The organism is Agromyces sp. NPDC060279, from assembly GCF_042726785.1.
Taxonomy (GTDB): Bacteria; Actinomycetota; Actinomycetes; order Actinomycetales; family Microbacteriaceae; genus Agromyces.
The window spans coordinates 1,703,459-1,724,246 of sequence record NZ_JBHXBK010000001.1 but is presented as its reverse complement, the minus strand read 5'-3'; the positions used below and the strand labels follow the sequence as shown (position 1 = coordinate 1,724,246).

Genomic DNA, 20,788 nt, shown 5'->3' with positions numbered 1-20,788 from the left:
AGCGGCACAGCGAGAGCTTCGCGACCGCGCCGCTCAGCGCCCCCGTTCCTCCGAGCAGGTTCAGCCGGGCGATCTGCCGGTACTGAGACTCTGAAATGTCCGATAGTCGAGGCATTCTGCTGCCCGATTGCGTCGGCGAGTAGGCGAACGGGCTACCAGGCCCCGATGCTCATGAATCGGACAGGATCGTCGATTGCCTGGCGGGCTAGAAACGCCTATGCTCCGAAGGCCCCCGGAAATCCCTACAGATAAAGGAGAAATGAATGATGAAGTCGTCCATACGGAGAGGGATGACCGGAGTGGCCGCACTTGCATTCTGCGGAGTCGTTTTGACAGCAACCACAGCGAACGCTTCGGGGCGCACGACGGGCGACCAGCCGCCGGTGTCCGTGGAAAGCCTCGGCGGGGCCATCGGGGCGGACGGCGCCAGAGCGTTCACAACTGAGGGCTCACAACTGACTGTGCTGCCAGCTACCGGACCTACCCCTTCCGCCGAAGAGTTGAACACCTTGGCGGCGACCATCACCTGTGGTCTGGATGTGCAGTACGTGCATGCTTCGAGTCACGTGTCAGGCACGATCAACGGCGTAGCGGTGATCACCTGTTCCGGGCCGGCCGGAAGCCTCAAATTGGACTACTCGTTGATTCGGACGACACCGAACTATAAGCAATGGGGCGCTGGGCAGAAGACGAACGTGGGCAAGGCTTCACTCCAAAACAACCGGGCAGTGAATTGCAGTGAGGGGCCGGCAAGTTTTGGCGGCTGGGCTCAGGGCGTCATCTCACCGCCGGCCGGCTACACGTTGGTAGGGTCTGCGAAGAATAGCAAGTGGGGCACCGTGAGAACCGTTGCTTGTGGAGTATCGTTCTCCGCTTTGAATGATGACTCAGAAATCAGCTCGTCCGTTTCCGTCACGTTCGTGCGTGATGATCTCGTCGGCTGACGTGAGTCAACTCCTCGAAAGCGAGGCGCATGCAGAAGGGGGAGAGGGGATGATTCCCCTCTCCCCCTTCTCCTCGTTCCTGAATTCTCTCGTCCGAGACTACTTCTTGATAAATTGGCCGATCGGGACCGATTCACCAGCGTTCGGATCCTCTCCGATGAGGCGGAGCAGGGAAGTTGTGCGAGGTTCTTGGAACGCTCCGACCGGCTCCGGATCTATCTCGGCGAAGACCTCGAACCGGCGCCCATTGGCATGAAGATCGACCCAGCGCAGCACGTCGTTGACATCGCGGGTGTCGGTGACAATGTACGCGTCCAAAGTCCACGCGGCCCCGGGAGAACTGCGCTGCCAGAAGTTCACCCGGAACAGTGGGGATTCAACAGAATCCCGGGGCTCCGCATGGACAGTCTCGAAGGCGTGCACGACCGCCATTCTACCTCTCCGACCTTTGCAGCGGGGGCGAGAGCGCCTTCATTCACCGATGGGAACAGCCGCACCGGACAGGCGCTCGGGCAAGCGATGCTTCGCAACAAGGAGGTCGCCCGCCCGGTCGTCGTGCCCGTCTCGGCTGGTCTGCTCACGGATATCGCCGCCTAGCACGCCGCGCTCATCGCGTACCGTGCAGGCGACCCGAAGCCGATTGTGGAACAGGTGGGCCGGCTGCCGCGGCCTCTGCGCCGCCTCTCGGGGGTTCCGCCCGAACGCGAGCGGGCCTAGGCTCACGGACAAAAGGGGGGATTCATGGCGGAATTCGAGTACGGCCCGGTCGAGATCGTGGTCGTGGCACTGCAGAACGAGCGGCCCTCGGCGGGCACGCTCGACGCGCTGGCGGAGCTCGTGGAGGCCGGGCAGATCCGGTTGCTCGACGCGCTGCTCGTCTCGCGCGACCAGGACGGCGGCCTCGAGGCGATCGAGATCGAAGACCTCGGCGACGAGCTCGACGTGACGGCGCTCGAGCTGCCCGCGAGCGGGCTGGTCGGGCACGACGACGTCGCGGAGTTCGCGGAGACGATCGAGCGCGGCACCTCGGCGGTGCTGCTCGCGGTCGAGCTCGTCTGGGCCAAGCGGCTCGCCTCGCGCTTCGCGGAGGCGGGCGGCGTCGTGCTGGAGTCGGTGCGGATCCCCGCGCCGGTCGTGAACCAGGTGCTCGCCGAGGCGAGCACCGAGGCGGAATAGGAGGCGGCGATGCCGTTCATCAGGCGAGTCGGACGCCCGGGCCTCATCGGTCTCGCGGCGCGCACCGCGGTGGTCGCCGGCACCGCGACGGCGGTGTCGGGCGGGATGGCCCGGCGCCAGCAGGCGAAGGCGCAGGAGCAGTACGAGGCCGAGCAGTACCAGGCGGCCCAGCAGCAGGAGGCGATGCAGCAGGCGGCGGCGCAGGCCGCGGCCGCGCAGGCGCCCGCAGCCCAGGCCGCGGCACCCGCGGGGGCCGCCGCGCCCGGCGTGGACCTCGTCGGCGAGCTGCAGAAGCTCGCGACGCTGCAGCAGCAGGGGCTCATCACGCCCGAGGAGTTCGCAGCGGCCAAGGCCAAGCTCCTCGGCGCCTGACGGCGCGCACACGCGAGTTGCCCGACTTTCATGAAAGTCGGGCAACCCTGCGTCGAATACCGAGTTGCCCGACTTTCATGAAAGTCGGGCAACTCGGGGGTTCAGGGGGTGATCACTCGCGGGCGAGTGCGGCGAGCGCCTCGAGCTCGAGGTCGAGGTACTGCTCCTCGCTCACGTCGACCGCGACGCCGAGCAGCTCGCCGCCCCGGAACGGGAACGGGTTCGTGTACTCGCTGCTGACGGCATCCGCGCTGTCGTAGCCGACGCAGAGCCCGTCGCCGCAGAGCGTGAACTTGCCCACCTGCGCGCGCATCGGCCCCTCGGCGACGACCTGGTCGTCGACGTAGAGCCGGCAGGTGCCGATCGACTCGCCGTGCTCGCCCGCCGACTCCCGAACGAACTCCATCCCGAGCGCATGGTCGCCGGGCTCCAGCGCCTCCGAGACGAAGTGCTGCTCCGGCGGGATGCCGAGGAAGTTGTACACGTAGTGCAGCCGGCCGTCCTTGAGGAACAGCGTGTGCCCGCCGAAGCGCGAGCCGTGCGCGAAGATCACGCCCTCCGTGCCGGCCTCGAGCCGCACGTCGGCGATGATCTTGAACGAGCGCCCGCGCACGTTCACCGCGACGCTCTCCGGCACGGCGCCCGTGTCGGGGTAGTAGACGTAGCGCGTGCGCGGCGGCTCGGCCTGCGGCCGTTCGACGGTCAGCTGATCGCGGGCCGAACGGTCGTCGAGCGGCAGCACGTGGTTCTTCTCCGCCTCGGCGAACCAGACGTCGATGAGCTCCTGCAGCTTCTCGGGGTGCTCGGCGGCGAGGTCCTTCGACTCCGAGCGGTCGGCATCGACGTGGTACAGCTCCCAGCGGTCCTCGTCGAAGCGGCCGTGCCCGGTGAGCGGGGCGTGGATGGCGGACGCCTTCCAGCCGTCCTTCCAGATGCCCCGGGTGCCGAGCATCGTGTAGTACTGCACGTGCTTCTCGGTCGGCCCGTCGGGGGCTGCGTCGAAGCTGTACTTCATCGACACCCCGTCGAGCGGCCGCTGCTCGACGCCGCGGAACACCTGCGGGAACTCGATGCCGATCACGTCGAGGATCGTCGCGACCACGTCGGTCGAGTGGTGGTACTGGTGGCGCACCTCGCCCTTCGCGCGGATGCCGGCGGGCCAGTGCACGATCATCGGGTCACACGTGCCGCCCGAGAACTGCGAGTAGCGCTTGAACATCTGGAACGGCGTCGAGAACGCCGCCGCCCAGCCCGTCGGGTAGTGGTTGTACGTCTCCGGGCCGCCGAGCACGTCGATCTTCGCGAGGTTCTCAGCGAGGTCGTCGGGGAAGCCGTTGAAGAACTTGTTCTCGTTCACCGAGCCGTCGGGCGAGCCCTCGCCGGACGCCCCGTTGTCGGCGCAGTAGAAGATGAGCGTGTTGTCGAGCTGGCCGGATGCCTCGAGGTAGTCGATCACGCGGCCGATCTGCGCGTCGGTGTACTCGCTGAACCCCGCGAACACCTCGGCCATGCGGCTGAACAGCCGCTGCTCGTCGGCCGAGAGCTCGGCCCACGGCTTCACCCAGTCGGCCGGGTTGGCCTCGTCCTCGGGCATCGGGTTCAGCGGGGTCAGCTCGGTGCCCTCGGGCAGGATGCCGCGCTCGATCATCCGCTCCAGCACCCAGCCGCGGTACGCGTCGTAGCCGTCGTCGAAGACGCCGCGGTACTTCTCGATGTACTCCTCGGGCGCGTGGTGCGGGGCGTGGTTCGCGCCGGGGCAGAACCAGGTGTACCAGGGCTTGGAGGGGTTCGAGGACTTCTGGTCGCGGATCATCCGGATGGCCTGATCGGCGAGGTCCTTCGAGAGGTGGTAGCCCTCCTCGGGCGTGTACGGCGGCTCGATGAAGCGGTTGTCCTCCACCAGGTCGGGGTACCAGTTGTTCGTCTCGCCGCCGAGGAAGCCGTAGAAGCGGTCGAAGCCCATCGCGAGCGGCCACTGCGACTTGCTGCCGCCGGCGGAGACGTCCTCTTCCGGCACGTTGTGGTTCTTCCCCACCCAGAAGGTCGAGTAGCCGTTCTGCTGCAGAACCTGACCGATGGTCGCGCACTCGTCGGGGATGTGCCCGGAGAGACCGGGGAAGCCGTTCGTGCCTTCCATGATGTTGCCCATGCCGTTCACGTGGTGGTTGCGGCCGGTGAGGAACGTCGAGCGCGTCGGGGAGCAGAGCGCCGTGGTGTGCCACTGCGTGTAGGTCAGCCCGTTCTCGGCGAGCCGGTCGAGCGTCGGCATGTTGATGCGCCCGCCGTACGGCGACCACGAGGCCATGCCCGTGTCGTCGTAGAGAATCACCAGGATGTTCGGTGCTCCCTCTGGCGCCTTCGCTCGCTCGTAGGGCGCCCAGTCGGCCACCGAATCGCGCACGTCGAGCGCGATCTTGCCCGAGAACGCCGGCTTGCCTGTGGACTCGTTCGCCATGGATCCCCCCGGATGCCAGGCGGTCGCGCGGGCGACCGCGAATCGGCGCGGCAGCGTCGCCGCACCCTCACGCTACCGACGGATGCCTCGCCTGGGAAGAGCCTCCGACCCGAGCGCAACCCCATGGTGCCCGGTTCGACCGGCCACCTAGACTGCGGACCATGCGCGCCACCTTGAGAGGCCTCTCCACCGTCGTCCCGGCCACGGTGCTCGTGCAGCCCGAGGTGCGCGACGTGTTCGCCGCCCAACCCGGGCTCAACCGGCTCGGCCAGCGCATCGTCGGCACGAGCTTCGACGTGTCCGGCATCGAGACCCGGCACACCGTGCTCGCCGAGCTGACCCGCAGTGCGCAGGCCGACGACCCGGTGTTCTACGACGCGGCGAGCGGCGAACTCCTGCTGCCGGGCACGAAGGCGCGCAACGAGCTGTTCATCGAGCACGCCACCCGGTTGTACCTCGAGGCCGGGGCGGCCGCCATCGCCGCGACGCCCGGCCTCGACGCCGCCGACGTCACGCACGTCATCACGGTGAGCTGCACGGGCTTCTACGCCCCAGGGCCCGACTACGTGCTGGCCCGCGACCTCGGCCTCGACCCCGGCGTGCAGCGCTATCACCTCGGCTTCATGGGCTGCTACGCCGCAATCCCGGCGCTGCGCTTGGCGAGCCAGCTCTGCGAGGCCGATTCCGACGCCGTCGTGCTCGTCGTCTCGGTCGAGCTGTGCACCCTGCACCTGCGCGCCTCGAACGACCCCGACACGATCGTCGCCTCCTCGCTCTTCGCGGACGGCGCCGGCGCCGCGATCGTCAGCACCCGCGAGCCGGAGCCGAGCGAGCCGGCCTACCTGCTCGACGGCTTCGCCACCCGGATCACGCCGGTGGGCGAGGGCGACATGGCATGGAAGATCGGCGACCACGGCTTCGAGATGGTGCTGTCCACGGCCGTGCCGGCGATCATCGACGCGCACATCACCGGCGCCCTGGAGCCGCTCTTCGCCCAGGAGGACGGGCTCGCGGCCGCGCTCGCCGCGGATGCCTCGAGCGAGGCCGTCGAGCACTGGGCCATCCATCCCGGCGGACGCAGCATCCTCGACAAGGTGGAAGCGCGGCTCGCGCTGAGCGAGGCGCAACTGGCGCCCGCCCGGGGCATCCTGCGCGAGTACGGCAACATGTCCAGCGCGACCGTGCTGTTCGTGCTGCAGCGCATCCTCGACGGCGCCGACGCCGCCCGCCCCGGCGGAGAGGCGACCGCCCGGCCCGCGATGCCGGGCGAGCGCGTCGCCGCGATGGCCTTCGGCCCGGGGCTCACGGTCGAGTCCGCCCTGCTCACCGTGGCCGGCTGAGCGGGCCGGCGATGGGCTGGTGGCGGGAGCTCGGCAGCCGGGACGCCGACGCCGTCGAGCTCATGGACGACCCCGAGTGCGACGAGGCGGCCCTCGCGAAGACCTACGCGCGCTTCACGCCCGTGAACCGGGCGGTGTCCGCGCCGCGCGAGCGCTACCTGCGGTGGATCCGGCCGCGCCTCTCGCCCGTCTTCGACACGCGGCTGCTCGACGTCGGCACGGGCGCCGCCGACCTGCCGGCCCTCTGGCTGCGCTGGGCCGCCGCGGACGGGCTGCGTCTGCGGGTCACGGCGATCGACCCCGACCGGCGCGCGCTCGCCTTCGCCGCCGCGCGGACGGCGGGCCTCGACGGGCTCACCCTGCTCGACGCGACGACCGCCGAGCTCGCCGCCGCGGACGAGCACTTCGACCTCGTCTGCTCGAACCACGTGCTGCACCACCTCGACGGCCACGAGTTCGGCGCGCTGCTCGCCGACTCGGAGCGGCTCGCCGAGCTCGGTGGCACCGTCGTGCACGCCGACATCGAGCGCAGCCGGCTCGCCTACGCGGCGTTCGCGGCGGGCACGCTGCCGTTCGAGGCGACGCTGCTGCGCGGCTCGTTCATCCGCGCGGACGGGCTGACGTCGATCCGGCGCAGCCACACCGCGGCCGAGCTCGAGGCGATCCTGCCGGCGGGCTGGCGAGTGCGCCGGGCGTTCCCGGCGCGGCTGGAGCTCGTCTGGCAGGCGGATGCCGCGGGGCGCGCGCGTGTCTGACGACTCCCGCACCCGATGCGACGTCGTGATCGTCGGCGGCGGGCCGGTCGGCCTGCTGCTCGCGGTGCTGCTCGCGCAGCGCGGGCTCGAGCCGGTCGTGCTCGAGCAGCGTGCGCGCATCGCGACGCGGCCGAAGGCGGTCGGCGTGCACGCGCCCGGCTGGCGGGTGCTGGAGTCGGCCGGGGTCGCCGAGCGGCTCGAAGCGAGCAGCGTCGCGATCGTCGGCGGCGCGGTCGAGTACGCGGGGCGGGTGCTCGGGCGGATGCGCTTCCCCGGCGACGCCGCCGTGCGCTCCGTGCCGCAGCACCTCGTCGAGGCGGCGCTCGAGGCGCGGCTCGCCGAGCTGCGGCCGGGGGCGCTGCGCCGCGGGGCCGAGGCGGTCGGGATCGAGTCGAGTTCCGGTGCCGGCTCGGCACGGGCGGGGGTGCGGGTGCGCCTCGGCGACGGCGCGGTGCTCGCGTCGGAGTACGCCGTGCTGGCGGACGGGGTGCGCAGCCGGCTCCGCGCCGAGCTCGGCATCGCCTGGCGGCTGCGCCGGGGGAGCGCCCGCTACGCGATGGCCGACGTCACGGGGCCCGAGGCGGGCGGCGTCGTCGCGGGGTCCGCGGCCGAGGCCCGGCTCTGCTTCGAGCCCGGCGGCGTCGTCGAGGCGCTGCCGATCCCGGGCGGCCTGCGCTGGGTCGCGCACCTGGGGCGACCGGGCCGGCGCCGTGCCGGTCCCGCGACGCCGGCGACGCCGGCGACGGCGGCGCCCGCGACGTCCGACTGGCCGGATGCCGGGGCGTTCGCCGCGATCGTCGCGGATCGGGTCGGCGTGCGCCTCCCCGGAGACGTCGAACCGAGCGGCTTCGTCGCCCGTCAGCGGCTCGCCGCACGCTTCGCGGAGGGGCGCATCGCGCTCGTCGGCGACGCCGCGCACGAGATCAGCCCGATCGGCGGGCAGGGCATGAGCCTCGGCTTCCGCGACGCCGAGGAGCTCGCCGACGTGCTGGCGGGGGCGCTGGCGGCCGCGTCGCCGAACGGCGGGACGGCGGGCGCGGATGCCTCGGAGCCGTTCGCGGCTTACGCGCGACGCCGCCGGCGGGCGGCCGCCCGGGCGATCCGCCGGGCGGCGTTCAACATGGCGATGGGCGGCCCGGCGCGAGGCATCCGTCTCGCCCTGCGGAACCTCGCCGTGCGCCTGCTCGCGCTGCCCCCGGCGCGCGCCGCACTCGCCCGCGTGTTCACGATGCGCGGACTGTGAGGCGCGGCGGGGTCAGACCCGGCTGAGCACGAAGACCGGGATCTGCCGCTCGGTCTTCGCCTGGTAGCTCGCGTAGTCGGGCCAGGTCTCGTTGGCCCGCGCCCACCACTCCTCGCGCTCGGCGCCCTCGACCTCGCGGGCGACGTAGTCGTGCTTCTCGTCGCCGTCCTGCAGCTCGACCTCGGGGTGCGCCTTGAGGTTCCAGTACCACTGCGGATGCTCCGGGGCGCCGCCGCGCGAGGCGACGACCGCGTACTCGCCGTCGTGCTCGACGCGCATGAGCGCCGTCTTGCGCAGCTTGCCCGACTTCGCGCCGAGCGTCGTGAGCACGATGATGGGGCGGCCGCGCAGCTCGTTGGCCTCGGCGCCCGCGGATGCCTCGAAGGCCTCGGCCTGCTTGCGCGCCCACTCGGAAGTGCTCGGTGCGTACTCGCCCTGCAGCGGCATGGGGATTCCCTTCGTCGAAACGGCTGCGTCTGCACTTCCAACGGTACGCCGCCCGGAACCCTTCCCGCCTTCGCTCATCCGACCGGCTTCTTGGGATGTCGGCGGCCTCCGGCAGAATGCTCAGGTGACCGGCATGAAGACCTTCTGGCAGGCCCTGCCCACCGAGGGGCGCTGGCTGCTGTCCACCGTCGCCATCCAGACGCTCGGTCGCGGCATGACGCTGCCGTTCACGATCATCTATCTGCACGAGGTGCGCGGCTTCGACCTCGGGCTCTCCGGGGCGCTGATGAGCCTCATCGCGATCACCGGGCTCCTCGTCACCGGCCCGGGCGGCACGCTCATCGACCGCTACGGCGCCAAGCGGGTGCTGCTCGTCGGGCTCGCGGCGATGATCGCGGGCTGCACGCTGCTCGCCTTCGCGACCCATCCCGCCGTGGCGGCCGTCGCCCTCGTGCTCATCGGTGTGAACTTCGGCGTCTCCTGGCCCGGCTTCAACGCGCTCATCGCCACGGTCGTCGACGGCGAAGTGCGGCAGCAGTACTTCGGCGTGAACTTCGCGCTCGTGAACCTCGGCATCGGCGTGGGCGGCATCATCGGCGGCTTCTTCGTCGACGTGCACAACCCGAGCACGTTCACCGCGATCTTCCTCGTCGACGCCGTGTCGACGCTCATCCCCATGGCGCTGCTGCTCGGGCCGCTGCGCCGGGTGCGCACGCAGGGCGACCCCGAGTCGGGCGAGGCGCCGGTGGCGGGGTACCGGGCCATCCTGCGGCAGCCGGCCGTGCTCTGGCTGACGCTGCTCACCTTCATCTCGGTGTTCATCGGCTACGGGCAGATGGAGGCCGGCTTCCCGGCGTTCGCCCGGCAGGTGTCCGAGGTGTCGACGCGCGTCGTCGGCCTCTCCTTCGCCGTGAACACCGCGGTCATCGTGCTGCTGCAGTTCACCGTGCTGCGGCTCATCAGCGGGCGGCGGCGCACCCGGGTCATGCAGGTCATGGCGCTCATCTGGGCGGTGTCGTGGCTGCTGCTCGGGGCCACCGGCCTGCTGCCCGACTCGCTCGCGGCGGCGATCGGCGTGCTCGCGTTCATGGGGGTCTTCGCCTTCGGCGAGACCATGCTGCAGCCCTCGGTGCCCGCCATCTACAACGACCTCGCGAGCGACCGCAATCGCGGCCGCTACAACGCGATCAACTCGGCGGCGTTCCAGGGCGGGGCGATCACGGGGCCCATCGCCGCGGGCGTGCTGCTGGGCGAGGGGCTGTCGGGCTGGTACATCGCCGTCATGGTCGCCGGCTGCGTCGCGATCTGCGCGCTCGCGATCGCGCTCGAGCGCCGGGTGCCGCCCGCCGCGAACGGCGTCACGGTCGGCGCGGCGGCCGGCGGCGCCGGGGCCCCCGGGGCGGCGGCGGACGACGCGCGCGAGCGCGAGCGCTAGCGATTGCGCGGCAGGGGCGGCACCATCGTGCGGATCGCCCAGCCGAACAGCAGGAACAGCACGCCCGCGCCACCGGCGAACAGCGCAATGCCGAACGAGATCACCGAGGTGAAGAGCGAGGCGCGCAGGAATGAGGCGTTCATCACGACGGTGCGCAGCGGGTCGTCCTGATCGAGCTCGGCGTACGTCTTGCCGTCGGCCATCTCGCGCGCGTGCATGTCGATGACCCCGGCCTGCACGAATGCGTCGATCGGCCCGTCGACGACCTTGCCCGCGAGGATCGGTGCGTCGTCCGGGATCACGATCTGCTCCGCGCGCAGCTGCGACGACACGCCGACCCAGGCGACGACGGCCACGATGATCAGCAGGATCCCACCGATGATGCCGGCGAGCCCGGTCAGCCGCACCACGTTCACCTGCGTGCGGTTCAGCACCGCGCCGCCCGCCTCGAACTCTTCGGTCATGCGTCCATCCCCCTTGGAGCGCGGCCGCTCCGGGGTCGTCCGGAGCGCGTCCGATGCGCCCACCGTAGCGGAGGGGCCGCACCCGCGTCGAGGCATCCGCCAGCGCCACTTCGGCGTCGTTGCGCCCGCTGGAGTGGCGCGTGGAAGCCGAAGTGGCGCTGGCGGGAGGAAGTGAGCGGCGCCGGGGATGGATGCCGGTGGCCGGGCCCGGGCTACTCGTCGAGCAGCTCGGCCTCGACGACGTCGTCCTCGCCGGCGGGCCCGGTGCCGGGCACCTCGGCGCGCGACACGGTCAGCGCCTCGCCGTCGTCGGCGAGCCCCACCACGACGGTGTCGCCGTCGCGGATCGAGCCGTCGAGCAGCGCCCGGGCGAGCCGGTCGTCGATCTCCCGCTGCATGAGCCGGCGCAGCGGCCGGGCGCCGTACAGCGGGTCGTAGCCGCGTTCGGCGAGCCAGGCCCTGGCGTCGGGCGTGACCCCGAGCTCGAGCCGCCGCTCGTGCAGCCTGGCGGTGAGCCGGTCGATGTAGAGGCCGACGATCTCGCCGAGGTCCTGCTGGCTGAGCGCCGAGAACACGACGATGTCGTCGAGCCGGTTCACGAACTCGGGCTTGAACGACTGCCGCACGGTCTGCAGCACCGCCTGCTCCTTCTCGTCCCACGTGAGCGAGGGGTCGACGAGGTAGTGCGAGCCCAGGTTCGAGGTGAGGATCAGGATCGTGTTGCGGAAGTCGACCGTGCGCCCCTGGCCGTCGGTGAGGCGCCCGTCGTCGAGCACCTGCAGCAGCACGTCGAACACCTCGGGGTGCGCCTTCTCGACCTCGTCGAAGAGGATCACCGAGTACGGCCGACGCCGCACGGCCTCGGTCAGCTGCCCGCCCTGGTCGTAGCCGACGTATCCAGGCGGGGCGCCGACGAGCCGCGACACGGAGTGCTTCTCGCCGTACTCCGACATGTCGATGCGCACCATGGCGTGCTCGTCGTCGAAGAGGAACTCCGCGAGCGCCTTGGCCAGTTCGGTCTTGCCGACGCCGGTGGGCCCGAGGAAGAGGAACGAGCCCGTCGGGCGGTTCGGGTCGTTGATGCCCGCGCGGGAGCGGCGCACGGCATCGGCGACCGCGGTCACCGCGGGCTTCTGCCCGATGAGGCGCTTGCCGAGCTCGCGCTCGAGGTGCAGCAGCTTCTCGGTCTCGCCCTGCATGAGGCGGCCGACGGGGATGCCGGTCCAGGCGGCGATCACGGCGGCGATGTCCTCGTCGGTGACCTGCTCGTTGACCATGCGGCCCTCGCTGGCGTCGGCCGTGGCATCCGCCCGCTCGGCCTCGACGAGGTCGCGCTCGAGGCGCTTGATGGTCTCGTACTCGAGCTTCGAGGCGCGCGCGTAGTCGGCCTCGCGCATGGCGCGGTCGCGCTCGGTGACGGCCTCGTCGAGCTGCTTCTTCAGCTCGCCGACGCGGTTCAGGCCCTGACGCTCGCGGGCCCAGCGCGCCTCGAGGGCGGCGAGCTCGCGCTCCTGCTCGACGAGGGTCTCGCGGAGCTTCGCGAGGCGCTCCTTGGAGGCGTCGTCCTTCTCCTTCTTGAGGGCGAGTTCTTCGAGCTTCATGCGGTCGACCTGGCGCTTGAGCTGGTCGATCTCGATGGGGCTCGAGTCGATCTCCATCTTCAGCCGGCTCATGGCCTCGTCGATGAGGTCGATCGCCTTGTCGGGCAGCTGCCGCGAGGTGATGTAGCGGTTGGACAGCGAGGCCGCCGCGACGAGGGCCGCGTCGGAGATGGTGACGCCGTGGTGCGCCTCGTAGCGGCCCTTGAGCCCGCGGAGGATGGCGATGGTGTCCTCGACCGAGGGCTCGCCGACGTAGACCTGCTGGAAGCGGCGCTCGAGGGCCGCGTCCTTCTCGATGTACTCGCGGTACTCGTCGAGGGTGGTCGCGCCGATGAGGTGCAGCTCGCCGCGGGCGAGCATGGGCTTCAGCATGTTGGATGCCGCGACGGAGCCTTCGCCGCCGCCGGCCCCCATGAGCAGGTGCAGCTCGTCGACGAAGGTGATGATGCCGCCCTCGGCCTCGTTGATCTCCTTGAGCACGGCCTTGAGCCGCTCCTCGAACTGGCCGCGGTACATGGCGCCCGCGACGAGCGCGGAGATGTCGAGCGAGACGAGCTGCTTGTCCTTCAGCGACTCGGCGACGTCGCCGGCGACGATGCGCTGGGCGAGGCCCTCGACCACGGCGGTCTTGCCGACGCCGGGCTCGCCGATGAGCACCGGGTTGTTCTTCGTGCGCCGGGTGAGCACCTGGCTCACGCGCCGGATCTCGGAGTCCCGGCCGATGACCGGGTCGAGCTTGCCGGCCTTCGCGAGGTCGGTCAGGTTGACGCCGTACTGTTCGAGCGCCGACTTCTGCTCCTCTTGCGAGCTCGGCGCACCCTGCATGTTGGCCACGCAGTCGATCCTTTCTGGGAACTCGGTCCCGTCGTCCTAAAGTTGAGTCTACTGAACTCAACTTTGGTGCTCGGTTCGATATTCCTGGATGCCTCCGCGGAATCCCCCTGCGCTCACGGTAGACCGGATGCCCCGGGGCCGCCAGGGTCCGCCGCGTGCACGCCGCGCCGGCCTGCACGGCGACGCGATGACGGATCAGCCGTCATGGCCCGGCCGCGATGACGGATCCGCGGCAGGCGGGCCTGTCGATCGCGCGAGCGCCCCTACGATCGGCTCCATGACCGCGCTCACGCGCCGCTCGCGGATCGGCTACGCGCTCGGCGGCATCGCCTCCGGCACCTACGGCACCGTGCCGGGCCTCATCCTCATGCCGTTCCTCACCGACCTCCTCGGCGTCGAGGCGGCCGTCGCCGGCATGATCGTGTTCGCGCCGAAGGCGTGGGATTTCTTCCTCAACCCGGTCGCCGGCCGGATCAGCGACCGCTCGAGGCATCCGCACGACCGCCGCCGGCCGTTCGTGCTGCGCGCCGGCATCCTGCTCGCCCTCGCCTTCGCGGCGATGTTCTTCGGCCCGACCGCCCCGCCGCTCGCCGGTGCGCTCTGGGTGCTCGCACTGTTCCTCGCCTCGGCGACCGTGTACGCCTTCTTCCAGGTGCCCTACCTCGCGATGTCGGCCGAGATCACCGACGACTACAGCGAGCGGACGCGGCTGATCGCCTGGCGCGTCGTGGTGTTCAGCCTCGCCATCCTCGTGTCGGGAGCCGCGGCGCCCGCGCTCGTCGAGCTCGCCGGCGGCGTCGCCGGGTACCGGCTGATGGCCGGGGCGATGGCCCTGCTCATCCTCGTCGGCACCCTCGGCGTGTGGTGGGGCACCCGGCGGGTGCCGCTCACCCGCGACGAGGTCGCGGGTGGTCGCCTCTTCGGGCAGCTCGCCGAGGTGCTGCGCGACCGCGACGCGCGGAACCTCATCGTCGCGTACGTGCTGCAGGCCGTCGCGATCGGCATGGTGCTCGGCGGCGTCGTCTACGTCGCGCGGCACGTCGTGCACGATCCCGGCGTCGCCACGATCGCCTTCGTGTGCTTCGTCGCCCCCGCGATCGTGCTCACCCCGGCGTGGTCGCGGCTCGGCCGGGCGATCGGCAAGCAGCGCGGCTTCGCCGTGGCGAGCGGGGTGCTGACCGTCGGGCTCATCGGCCTCCTCGGCGCGCGCTCCGGCGACACGACCGTGCTGCTCGTCGCCGCGGGCGTCGTCGGGGTCGGATACGCGGGCACCCAGCTCTTCCCGCTCGCGATGCTGCCCGACCTCGCCGCGGAGGACGCGAAGCGCAGCGGAACGAATCGCATCGGCATGATCTCGGGCGTCTGGTCGGGCTTCGAGCTGCTCGGCTACGCGCTCGGCCCCGCCATCCTGGGCCTCGTGCTGAGTCTCGGCGGGTACCGCGCCTCGGCGGGCGACGTCGTCGCGCAGTCGGGCGGGGCGCAGTGGGCGATCGTGCTCGGGGTGTCCGCGATCCCCGCGCTGCTCTGCGCCGTGAGCCTCGTGCCGCTGTCGCGGTACCGCCTGGACGCCCGGCTGCGGCAGGCGGCCACTGCCGACGCGGCGCCCCGCGAGGCGGGCTGAGCCGCTACCAGCGCACGGGCACCCGGGCGGTCGAGCGCCCCTCGGCATCGAGCAGGTGCCCGTTCCGCTTCACCTCGCGCAGCACGGTCCAGCGCTCGCTGAGCTCGAGCTCGGCGCCCCAGGCCTGCTCGATGCGCGGCAGCTCGGTGAGCGAGCGCGCGCGGATGCAGACGAAGAGCGGCGCCCCGCTCACGAGGATGCCGACGCGGTGCGCCTCGGGCAGCTGCACCGCCCGTGCGGCGGCCGCCTCCACGTCGGCCGCGCGACCCCAGAGCACGGCGCCGCGACGATATCCCGCCGCGGGCATGGCGAGATCGCAGCCGAGCCGCAGCACCCCGGCCGCGACGGCCCGCTCCACCGTGCGCCGGGCGGTCGCCTCCGAGACGCCGAGCGCGACGCCGAGTGCCGCCGCCGGCATCCGCGGATCCTCCTCGAGCGCCTCGGCGAGCTCAGCGACCACCTCCGGCCGCGGCGGGCGCGCCTCCGCGTCGCGCGGCGGGGCGCTGAGCGTGCGCTGCTGGGCGCGCGACAGCACCCGCAGCCGCCAGCCCGAGTCCTCCGCGGGGATCGCCGCGGCGATGTCCGCGCGGTGCACCTCGCCGAATCCGCCGAGCGTGCGCACGCGCTCGCCGAGGGCCGCGAGCCCCGCGGCGCCCGCGACGAGCACGAGCCAGCCCGCGGAGGTCTCGTCGACGCTCAGCACCCAGCTGAGCCGGGCGAGCTCGTCGATTCGCTCAGGTGTCGTCGAGCGATCGAGCAGCACGACGGCGATGTCGGTGGTCGAGGACCAGCGCTCGGGCGTCGGCCAGGCCGTGAGCCAGGCGAGGGATGCCTCGCGCAGCGCCTGCCAGTGCCGGGCGACGGTCGCGGGGTCGGCCCCGGTGGCGGCGGCGACGCGCGTCCACGGTGCTCGCGCGTCGATCTGCAGTGCGTGCACGATCGCGAGGTCGAGTTCGTCGAAGGCATCCATCTGACGGATCGTACGCAGATGTCCGCGACAAGTGAAGGATCCTGCCCAGGGAATCGTAGGAAGGCGCGGTCTGCCTAGTCTCGGCTGCATGGCGAGCGAGGCAACGATGATGGCGACGATCGAGGACCTGGTCGCCATGGCCCCTCGGGCGACCGGCTCGCCGGGCGGGGCCGCCGCGGCGACGTACGTCGAGCGGCGCTTCGCCGAGGCGGGACTGCGGACCGAGGTGCTCGAGGTGCCGTCCTTCGCCTGGCGTGCCGAGGCGTGCGGGCTCAGGCTCGGCGACACGGCGTTCCCCTGCTCGCCGATCCTGCACTCCGGCCTCGCCGGGCACGAGTGGACCGGCGAGGTGCAGCACCGGCTCGAGGCCCCCGTCGTCGACATCGGGGCGGACCGGGTCCGCCGCCACGACGTCCGCGGCTCGATCGTCCTGTTCGACCTCAGCTTCGACATGACCGTGGCGCACTCGCTGCCGCTCACGCTCTTCCTGCACGACCCCGGCCGCCGGGTGCTGCGTCGCGAGGTGCTCGGCAGTCGCAACCCCTACGTCACCTCGCTCGCCAGGACCATGCGCGAGGCCGCCGAGGCGGGTGCGGTCGGCGTCATCGGCGTGCTGCGCGACTACCCGGACTCGCGGAACTACCACAACGAGTACTACCGCCGCACCCTCTTCCCGCTGCCCGGCGTGTGGGTCACCCGGGCCGAGGGGGCGCGGCTGCGCGCGACGCTGCGGCGGGAGCCGCGCGCCGGGCTGACCCTCGACGTCAGCCGCCGTGAGGTCGTCTCGCGCACCGTCGTCGGCGTGCTGCCCGGCCGCACCCGCGACGCCGTGATGATCCAGTCGCACCACGACTCGATCGGACCCGGCGCGGTCGAGGACGCCTCGGGCACCGCCGCCGTCATCGCCCTCGCCGAGCGCTACGGCGCGGCCGCGCGCGCCGGCGCCGAGCGCGAGAAGACCCTGCTGTTCGTCACCTTCGACACGCACTTCACGGGGTACCAGGCGCACCGGGCGTTCGCGAGGCGGCACGTGCTCGCCCGCGACGCGCCCTGGAACGTCGTGCTCAACGCGACGATCGAGCACATCGGGCTGCGCGCGGTGGAAGGCGCCGACGGCGGCTTCGCCTCGACCGGCGAGACCGAGCCGCGCGGGATCTTCGTGAACGTGAACCCGGCGTTCACCTGGCGCATCGCCCGCGCGGTGCGTCGGCGCGGACTGCACGGCACGAGCCTGCTCGGGGCGGGCGCGCTCGAGTTCTTCGCCGGAGGCATCCCCACCGACGCCTCGTTCACCTTCGTCTCCGGGGTGCCGACCGTGAGCCTCATCTCCGGGCCGCTGTACCTCTACGACGATGCCGACACGATCGACCGCATCGACCGGGCGCAGCTCGTGCCGGTCGTCGACTTCTTCGCCGACGTCGTCGACGACGCCGAGCGGCACGACGGACGGCGGCTCGGCACGATGCCGGCCGGGCTCCGCCGGCGTTTGCCACGGGGGCGCTGGTGACGGCCGGGCGTCGGGTCGTCGCCTTCCCCGCGCGCGGGATCGACGGGGCGGTGCAGGAGCAGACGGGGCTCCTGCAGCTTCCCGAGATGCGCCCACCCGCGGGCGGTTTCCCCATCGTCGTGTACGGCCACATGACCACGGGCGGTTCGCCGCGCTCCGCGCCGAGCACAGGCGAGCCCTCGCACCCGGAGTGGCGGCGGATGTCGCAGGGCGACGTGCTGTGCGACGCGCTCCTCGCCCGCGGCATCGCGGTGCTGCGCCCCGATTACGAGGGCATCGGCGGCCCGGGCGTGCACCCGTACCTGATCGGCGCCTCGCTCGCCGAGTCGATGACCGCGATGGTCCGTGCACGCGAGCGCTTCGGCGCCCCGCTCGGCGACCAGTGGGTCGCGGCGGGGCACTCGGAGGGCGCGGTCGCTGCACTGCACGCCTCGGTCGCCGCCGAGCCGGATGCCGCGTCCCGTCTGCTCGGCACGGCCGCCTTCGCCCCGGTGACGCGCATGGACCGCAGCATCGGCGTGGCCGTGCGGATCGGGGTGCGCTTCCCCGGATCGGGGATCGTCTCGGCCCTCGTCGCGCTCATGCTGCGCGGCGCCGCGACGGGCGACGAGCGGCTGCGGGAGCTCATCGCGGGCGACGGCCTGAGCCCGGCCGCCGCGGCACGCTGGGCCGAGCTCGACGAGCGCTGCCTCAGCGAGCTCGCTGCCGCCGACTCCTGGGGGGCGCTCGCGCCGGGCCGGATCGGCGGCGCCCGCGGGGACGAACTGTTCGAGCGCCTCTTCGCCTCGTTCCGGGCGAACGAGGTGGCCGGGTTGCGCGGCTTCCGCGCGCCGGTGCGCATCGACGCCGCGCGCTTCGACGAGGTCGCGCCGGCGCCGCTCTCCGCCGCGCTGCTGCGGGCCTACCGCCGCGCGGGCGTCGAGCTCACGAGCCGCTGGTGGCCGACGCACCACTCGGGCACGATGCATCCGCAGCACGCGCCCTCGCTCGCCGCCGACTGGATCGCCGAGCGCTTCGCCGGCTCCACCGCGCAGGCGTAGCCGGACGCACGGATGCCGGCGAGGCATCCATGCGTCGGAATAGACCTGCGCCGGCGCCTGTTGCCACCGACGTGGAACGCTTCGGAACCCTCTCCTTCGGTCACTACGGCCCCCTCGGCGGCGGCCGCGAGCTCACCGCCGCGGACTCGATGCTGCAGGCGATCGACCTCGCCCAGGGCATGGACGAGCTCGGCGTCAACGGCGCGTACTTCCGCGTGCACCACTTCGCGCGGCAGCAGGCCGGGCCCATGCCGCTCCTCGCCGCGATCGCGGCGCGTACCGAGCGCATCGAGGTCGGCACCGGCGTCATCGACATGCGCTACGAGAACCCACTGCACCTGGCTGAGGACGCGGCCGCCGTCGACCTCATCTCCGGCGGGCGACTCGCGCTCGGCGTGAGCCGCGGATCACCCGAGACGGTCGTGCGCGGCTACGAGGCCTTCGGCTACACCGGCTCGCAGGACCCGCGCGGCGCCGACCTCGCCCGCGATCACTTCGCCCGCTTCCTGCAGGCGATCGAGGGCGAGGGGCTCGCGGAGCGGGATGCCTCGTCGCCGTTCGGCGGCGGCACCGGTCTGCAGCGCATCGAACCGCACAGCCCCGGCCTGCGCTCCCGCATCTGGTGGGGCGCCGGAAGCCGCGACACCGCCGAGTGGGCGGGGCGCGTGGGCGTGAACCTGATGTCGTCCACGCTCCTCACCGAGGACCGCGGCATCCCCTTCGACGAGCTGCAGGCCGAGCAGATCGAGGCGTTCCGCGCCGCCTGGCGCGAGGCCGGCCACGCGGGCGAGCCGCGCGTCTCGGTGAGCCGCTCGATCTTCCCGATCACCACGGCCGAGGACGAGCTCTACTTCGGCGGGCGCGACGAGTCGGACGGCGTCGGCTACATCGACGGCTTCCGCTCGACGTTCGGCAAGACCTACGCCGACACCCCCGAGCGCCTTGTGGAGCAGCTGCAGCGCGATGCCGCGATCCGATCGGCCGACACGCTCATGCTCACCATCCCGTCGCAGCTCGGCGTCGCGTTCAACCTGCGGCTCATCACGGCGTTCGCGGAGCACGTCGCCCCGAGCCTCGGTTGGAAGCCGACGACGGCCTAGCGGTCGCGTCGCGGCGCCGGCACTACGGGCGCACGAGGTCGGCGTACACGAGGCAGTCCTTCGGGTCGAGGTCGTGTTCGCCGAGCTGGGCGAAGACGGCGGCTGCGTCCTCGGCCGGGTCGACACCGGCCTCGCGGAGGCAGTGCTGGTACAGGCGCGTGGTGTACGACTCGTCTTCGTGCGCGAGCTGCCACAGGGTGTCGATCTCGGCGAACTCCCGCTGGGAGCAGCGGTCGTCGTCGCCTCGGACCACGGCTTCGTCGGGCACCGAGTACTCGATGAGGTATCCGGTCCGGTCGACGCCGACGAGGCTCCAGCCGGCCTCGCGCATGCAGGATTCGTAGCGCTCGAAGCCGTCGGTGTACTCGGTTTCGTCGACCTCGCCGTCGGCGATCGCGGCCTGCTGCTCCTCGCTCGGGGAGATCGCGGGCAGCTCTGCTCGGGTGATCGGCGCGCTCTCGGCTTCTGCCGCGGGGCTCGTACAGCCGACGAGCAGGAGCAGCGCGCCCGCCGCGCCGGCCAGGGCGGCCGGGATTGATGTGCTCATCGGCTTCTCCCTCAGTTCTGGACTCACGTCATTGTGAATTCACGGGATGCCACGCGTCAAGCACTTCCCTCCCGTATAGACAGCGTCTCACTGCCTCGACGTATGCGTGTGGGCTCTGGGTGGATACCACGGGGCTGGGTGCGGCGGCCTGCGATGGAGTGACGGCAGTATTTGCGGGTGCCGCGGCCCGCTGACCCGCAAAAAGTGCCGTCATGCGAGGGCGTGGCGGATGACTGAGACCGCCGTCGCGATGTGGGCGATCGCCGCGACGGTCGTGCTGCTGCTCGGTCGCTGGGCCATGCGGGCACTTTTTGCGGGTGCCGTGGCCCGCTGACCCGCAAAAAGTGCCGTCATGCGAGGGCGTGCCGCCGACCCGCTACGGGCGGGCGTCGGCGTGCTCGGGCGGCCAGACGATCTCGAAGCGCTCGAAGACGATGTCGTGCGCCTCGGTCCACTCGATGCCGAGCGCCCCGCCGACCCGCGTCCAGTAGGCGCGGTGACCCTCCCGCCAGCTCGCGAGGGTGCGGTCACCCTCGCCCTCGTCGAAGGCGAACTGTTCGTCGACGCTCGTGAACGGCCCGACGCGGAGTTCGACCGAACGGAGCACGACGCGGGGCCGGCCCGTCGAGTCGCACGCGATCCAGTGGCTGCCGACCCGCGGGAGCGGCTCGCCCGCCGCCTCGAACTCGGCGACGAGCCCCGCGGTGGCGCGCTTCGGCCCGTCGATGACGAGGCCGAGCAGTTCGTCGGTGAGCTCGGCGTGGTCGCCGAAGCGTTCGATCGAGGGCGCCCCGTCCTCGATCCAGTGCGCCGGCGCGGAGGCGCGGTACTCGGCCCAGAGGGCGTGGGCGGCGTCGGTGTCGATCGGCGCATTGTCCATCCACCGAGTCTCGCAGCTCGCGCGTCATCCGCCGGATCGGTCGGGATGTCGTCATGT

Annotated in this window: 19 protein-coding genes; 11 read left to right on the top strand and 8 right to left on the bottom strand. The window is 71.8% G+C overall.

Features of this window, described 5'->3' with window-relative positions:
• Positions 1–290 precede the first annotated feature (290 nt).
• Complete coding sequence (locus ACFWE1_RS08190) at positions 291–944, top strand: hypothetical protein (protein WP_376932954.1); 654 nt, start codon at positions 291–293, stop codon at positions 942–944.
• Between the two features lie 99 nt (positions 945–1,043).
• On the opposite strand, the gene ACFWE1_RS08185 is transcribed toward ACFWE1_RS08190, so the two are convergent.
• A complete protein-coding gene (locus ACFWE1_RS08185; RefSeq protein ID WP_376932953.1) occupies positions 1,044–1,367 on the bottom strand; it encodes a hypothetical protein in 324 nt (107 codons plus the stop codon).
• A gap of 318 nt (positions 1,368–1,685) precedes the next feature.
• Here ACFWE1_RS08185 and ACFWE1_RS08180 point away from each other — a divergent pair, with 318 nt between their 5' ends.
• Positions 1,686–2,120, top strand: a complete 435-nt coding sequence (locus ACFWE1_RS08180; protein WP_243570106.1) for a DUF6325 family protein — start codon at positions 1,686–1,688, stop codon at positions 2,118–2,120.
• A gap of 9 nt (positions 2,121–2,129) precedes the next feature.
• Positions 2,130–2,492: an SHOCT domain-containing protein gene (locus ACFWE1_RS08175; protein WP_376932952.1), complete on the top strand. Its 363-nt coding sequence runs from the start codon at positions 2,130–2,132 to the stop codon at positions 2,490–2,492.
• Between the two features lie 112 nt (positions 2,493–2,604).
• Here ACFWE1_RS08175 and ACFWE1_RS08170 read toward each other — a convergent pair whose 3' ends face one another.
• Entirely contained in the window at positions 2,605–4,947 is a 2,343-nt protein-coding gene (locus ACFWE1_RS08170) for an arylsulfatase (protein WP_376932951.1), read from the bottom strand.
• A 161-nt stretch (positions 4,948–5,108) separates the two neighbouring features.
• Here ACFWE1_RS08170 and ACFWE1_RS08165 point away from each other — a divergent pair, with 161 nt between their 5' ends.
• Genes ACFWE1_RS08165 through ACFWE1_RS08155 form a run of 3 tightly spaced genes read left to right on the top strand, consistent with a single transcriptional unit; the run spans position 5,109 to position 8,285 of the window.
• Complete coding sequence (locus ACFWE1_RS08165; RefSeq protein ID WP_376932950.1) at positions 5,109–6,287, top strand: type III polyketide synthase; 1,179 nt, start codon at positions 5,109–5,111, stop codon at positions 6,285–6,287.
• Positions 6,288–6,298: 11 nt separating this feature from the next.
• Positions 6,299–7,042, top strand: a complete 744-nt coding sequence (locus ACFWE1_RS08160) for a methyltransferase domain-containing protein (protein WP_376932949.1) — start codon at positions 6,299–6,301, stop codon at positions 7,040–7,042.
• Positions 7,035–8,285: an FAD-dependent oxidoreductase gene (locus ACFWE1_RS08155; protein ID WP_376932948.1), complete on the top strand. Its 1,251-nt coding sequence runs from the start codon at positions 7,035–7,037 to the stop codon at positions 8,283–8,285. The genes ACFWE1_RS08160 and ACFWE1_RS08155 overlap by 8 nt, the downstream gene beginning before the upstream one ends.
• A 12-nt stretch (positions 8,286–8,297) precedes the next feature.
• Here the strand turns inward: ACFWE1_RS08155 and ACFWE1_RS08150 are convergent, their stop codons facing one another.
• Positions 8,298–8,732, bottom strand: a complete 435-nt coding sequence (locus ACFWE1_RS08150) for a nitroreductase family deazaflavin-dependent oxidoreductase (RefSeq protein ID WP_376932947.1) — start codon at positions 8,730–8,732, stop codon at positions 8,298–8,300.
• Positions 8,733–8,865: 133 nt separating this feature from the next.
• Between ACFWE1_RS08150 and ACFWE1_RS08145 the strand changes: the two genes are divergently transcribed.
• A complete protein-coding gene (locus tag ACFWE1_RS08145; protein WP_376933084.1) occupies positions 8,866–10,167 on the top strand; it encodes an MFS transporter in 1,302 nt (433 codons plus the stop codon).
• Here the strand turns inward: ACFWE1_RS08145 and ACFWE1_RS08140 are convergent.
• Together ACFWE1_RS08140 and ACFWE1_RS08135 are read right to left on the bottom strand one after the other, a co-directional pair.
• Entirely contained in the window at positions 10,164–10,631 is a 468-nt protein-coding gene (locus ACFWE1_RS08140; RefSeq protein WP_376932946.1) for an aromatic ring-opening dioxygenase LigA, read from the bottom strand. The two genes, ACFWE1_RS08145 and ACFWE1_RS08140, sit on opposite strands and share 4 nt — an antisense overlap.
• A gap of 212 nt (positions 10,632–10,843) precedes the next feature.
• On the bottom strand, positions 10,844–13,057 hold the full coding sequence (locus ACFWE1_RS08135) for an ATP-dependent Clp protease ATP-binding subunit (protein WP_376933083.1): 2,214 nt from the start codon (positions 13,055–13,057) through the stop codon (positions 10,844–10,846).
• 286 nt (positions 13,058–13,343) lie between these two features.
• Between ACFWE1_RS08135 and ACFWE1_RS08130 the strand changes: the two genes are divergently transcribed.
• Positions 13,344–14,687, top strand: a complete 1,344-nt coding sequence (locus ACFWE1_RS08130; protein WP_376932945.1) for an MFS transporter — start codon at positions 13,344–13,346, stop codon at positions 14,685–14,687.
• A 4-nt stretch (positions 14,688–14,691) separates the two neighbouring features.
• On the opposite strand, the gene ACFWE1_RS08125 is transcribed toward ACFWE1_RS08130, so the two are convergent.
• Positions 14,692–15,657, bottom strand: coding sequence for an AsnC family transcriptional regulator (locus ACFWE1_RS08125; protein ID WP_376932944.1), 966 nt, complete (start codon positions 15,655–15,657; stop codon positions 14,692–14,694).
• 88 nt (positions 15,658–15,745) lie between these two features.
• On the opposite strand from ACFWE1_RS08125, the gene ACFWE1_RS08120 reads away from it, so the two are divergent.
• The 3 genes from ACFWE1_RS08120 (at position 15,746) to ACFWE1_RS08110 (ending at position 19,304) form a co-directional block, all read left to right on the top strand.
• Positions 15,746–17,164 carry a M28 family peptidase gene (locus ACFWE1_RS08120; RefSeq protein WP_376932943.1) on the top strand — a complete coding sequence of 473 codons (1,419 nt, stop codon included), beginning with the start codon at positions 15,746–15,748 and terminating at the stop codon, positions 17,162–17,164.
• Positions 17,161–18,204, top strand: a complete 1,044-nt coding sequence (locus ACFWE1_RS08115; RefSeq protein WP_376932942.1) for a lipase family protein — start codon at positions 17,161–17,163, stop codon at positions 18,202–18,204. The genes ACFWE1_RS08120 and ACFWE1_RS08115 overlap by 4 nt, the downstream gene beginning before the upstream one ends.
• A gap of 71 nt (positions 18,205–18,275) precedes the next feature.
• The gene (locus ACFWE1_RS08110) at positions 18,276–19,304 is read left to right on the top strand and encodes an LLM class flavin-dependent oxidoreductase (RefSeq protein ID WP_376932941.1); all 1,029 of its coding nucleotides are present in this window, start codon (positions 18,276–18,278) and stop codon (positions 19,302–19,304) included.
• Positions 19,305–19,326: 22 nt separating this feature from the next.
• Here the strand turns inward: ACFWE1_RS08110 and ACFWE1_RS08105 are convergent, their stop codons facing one another.
• Both ACFWE1_RS08105 and ACFWE1_RS08100 read right to left on the bottom strand, forming a co-directional pair.
• Entirely contained in the window at positions 19,327–19,851 is a 525-nt protein-coding gene (locus ACFWE1_RS08105; RefSeq protein WP_376932940.1) for a hypothetical protein, read from the bottom strand.
• 376 nt (positions 19,852–20,227) lie between these two features.
• Positions 20,228–20,731 carry an ASCH domain-containing protein gene (locus ACFWE1_RS08100; protein WP_376932939.1) on the bottom strand — a complete coding sequence of 168 codons (504 nt, stop codon included), beginning with the start codon at positions 20,729–20,731 and terminating at the stop codon, positions 20,228–20,230.
• Positions 20,732–20,788: the final 57 nt, after the last annotated feature.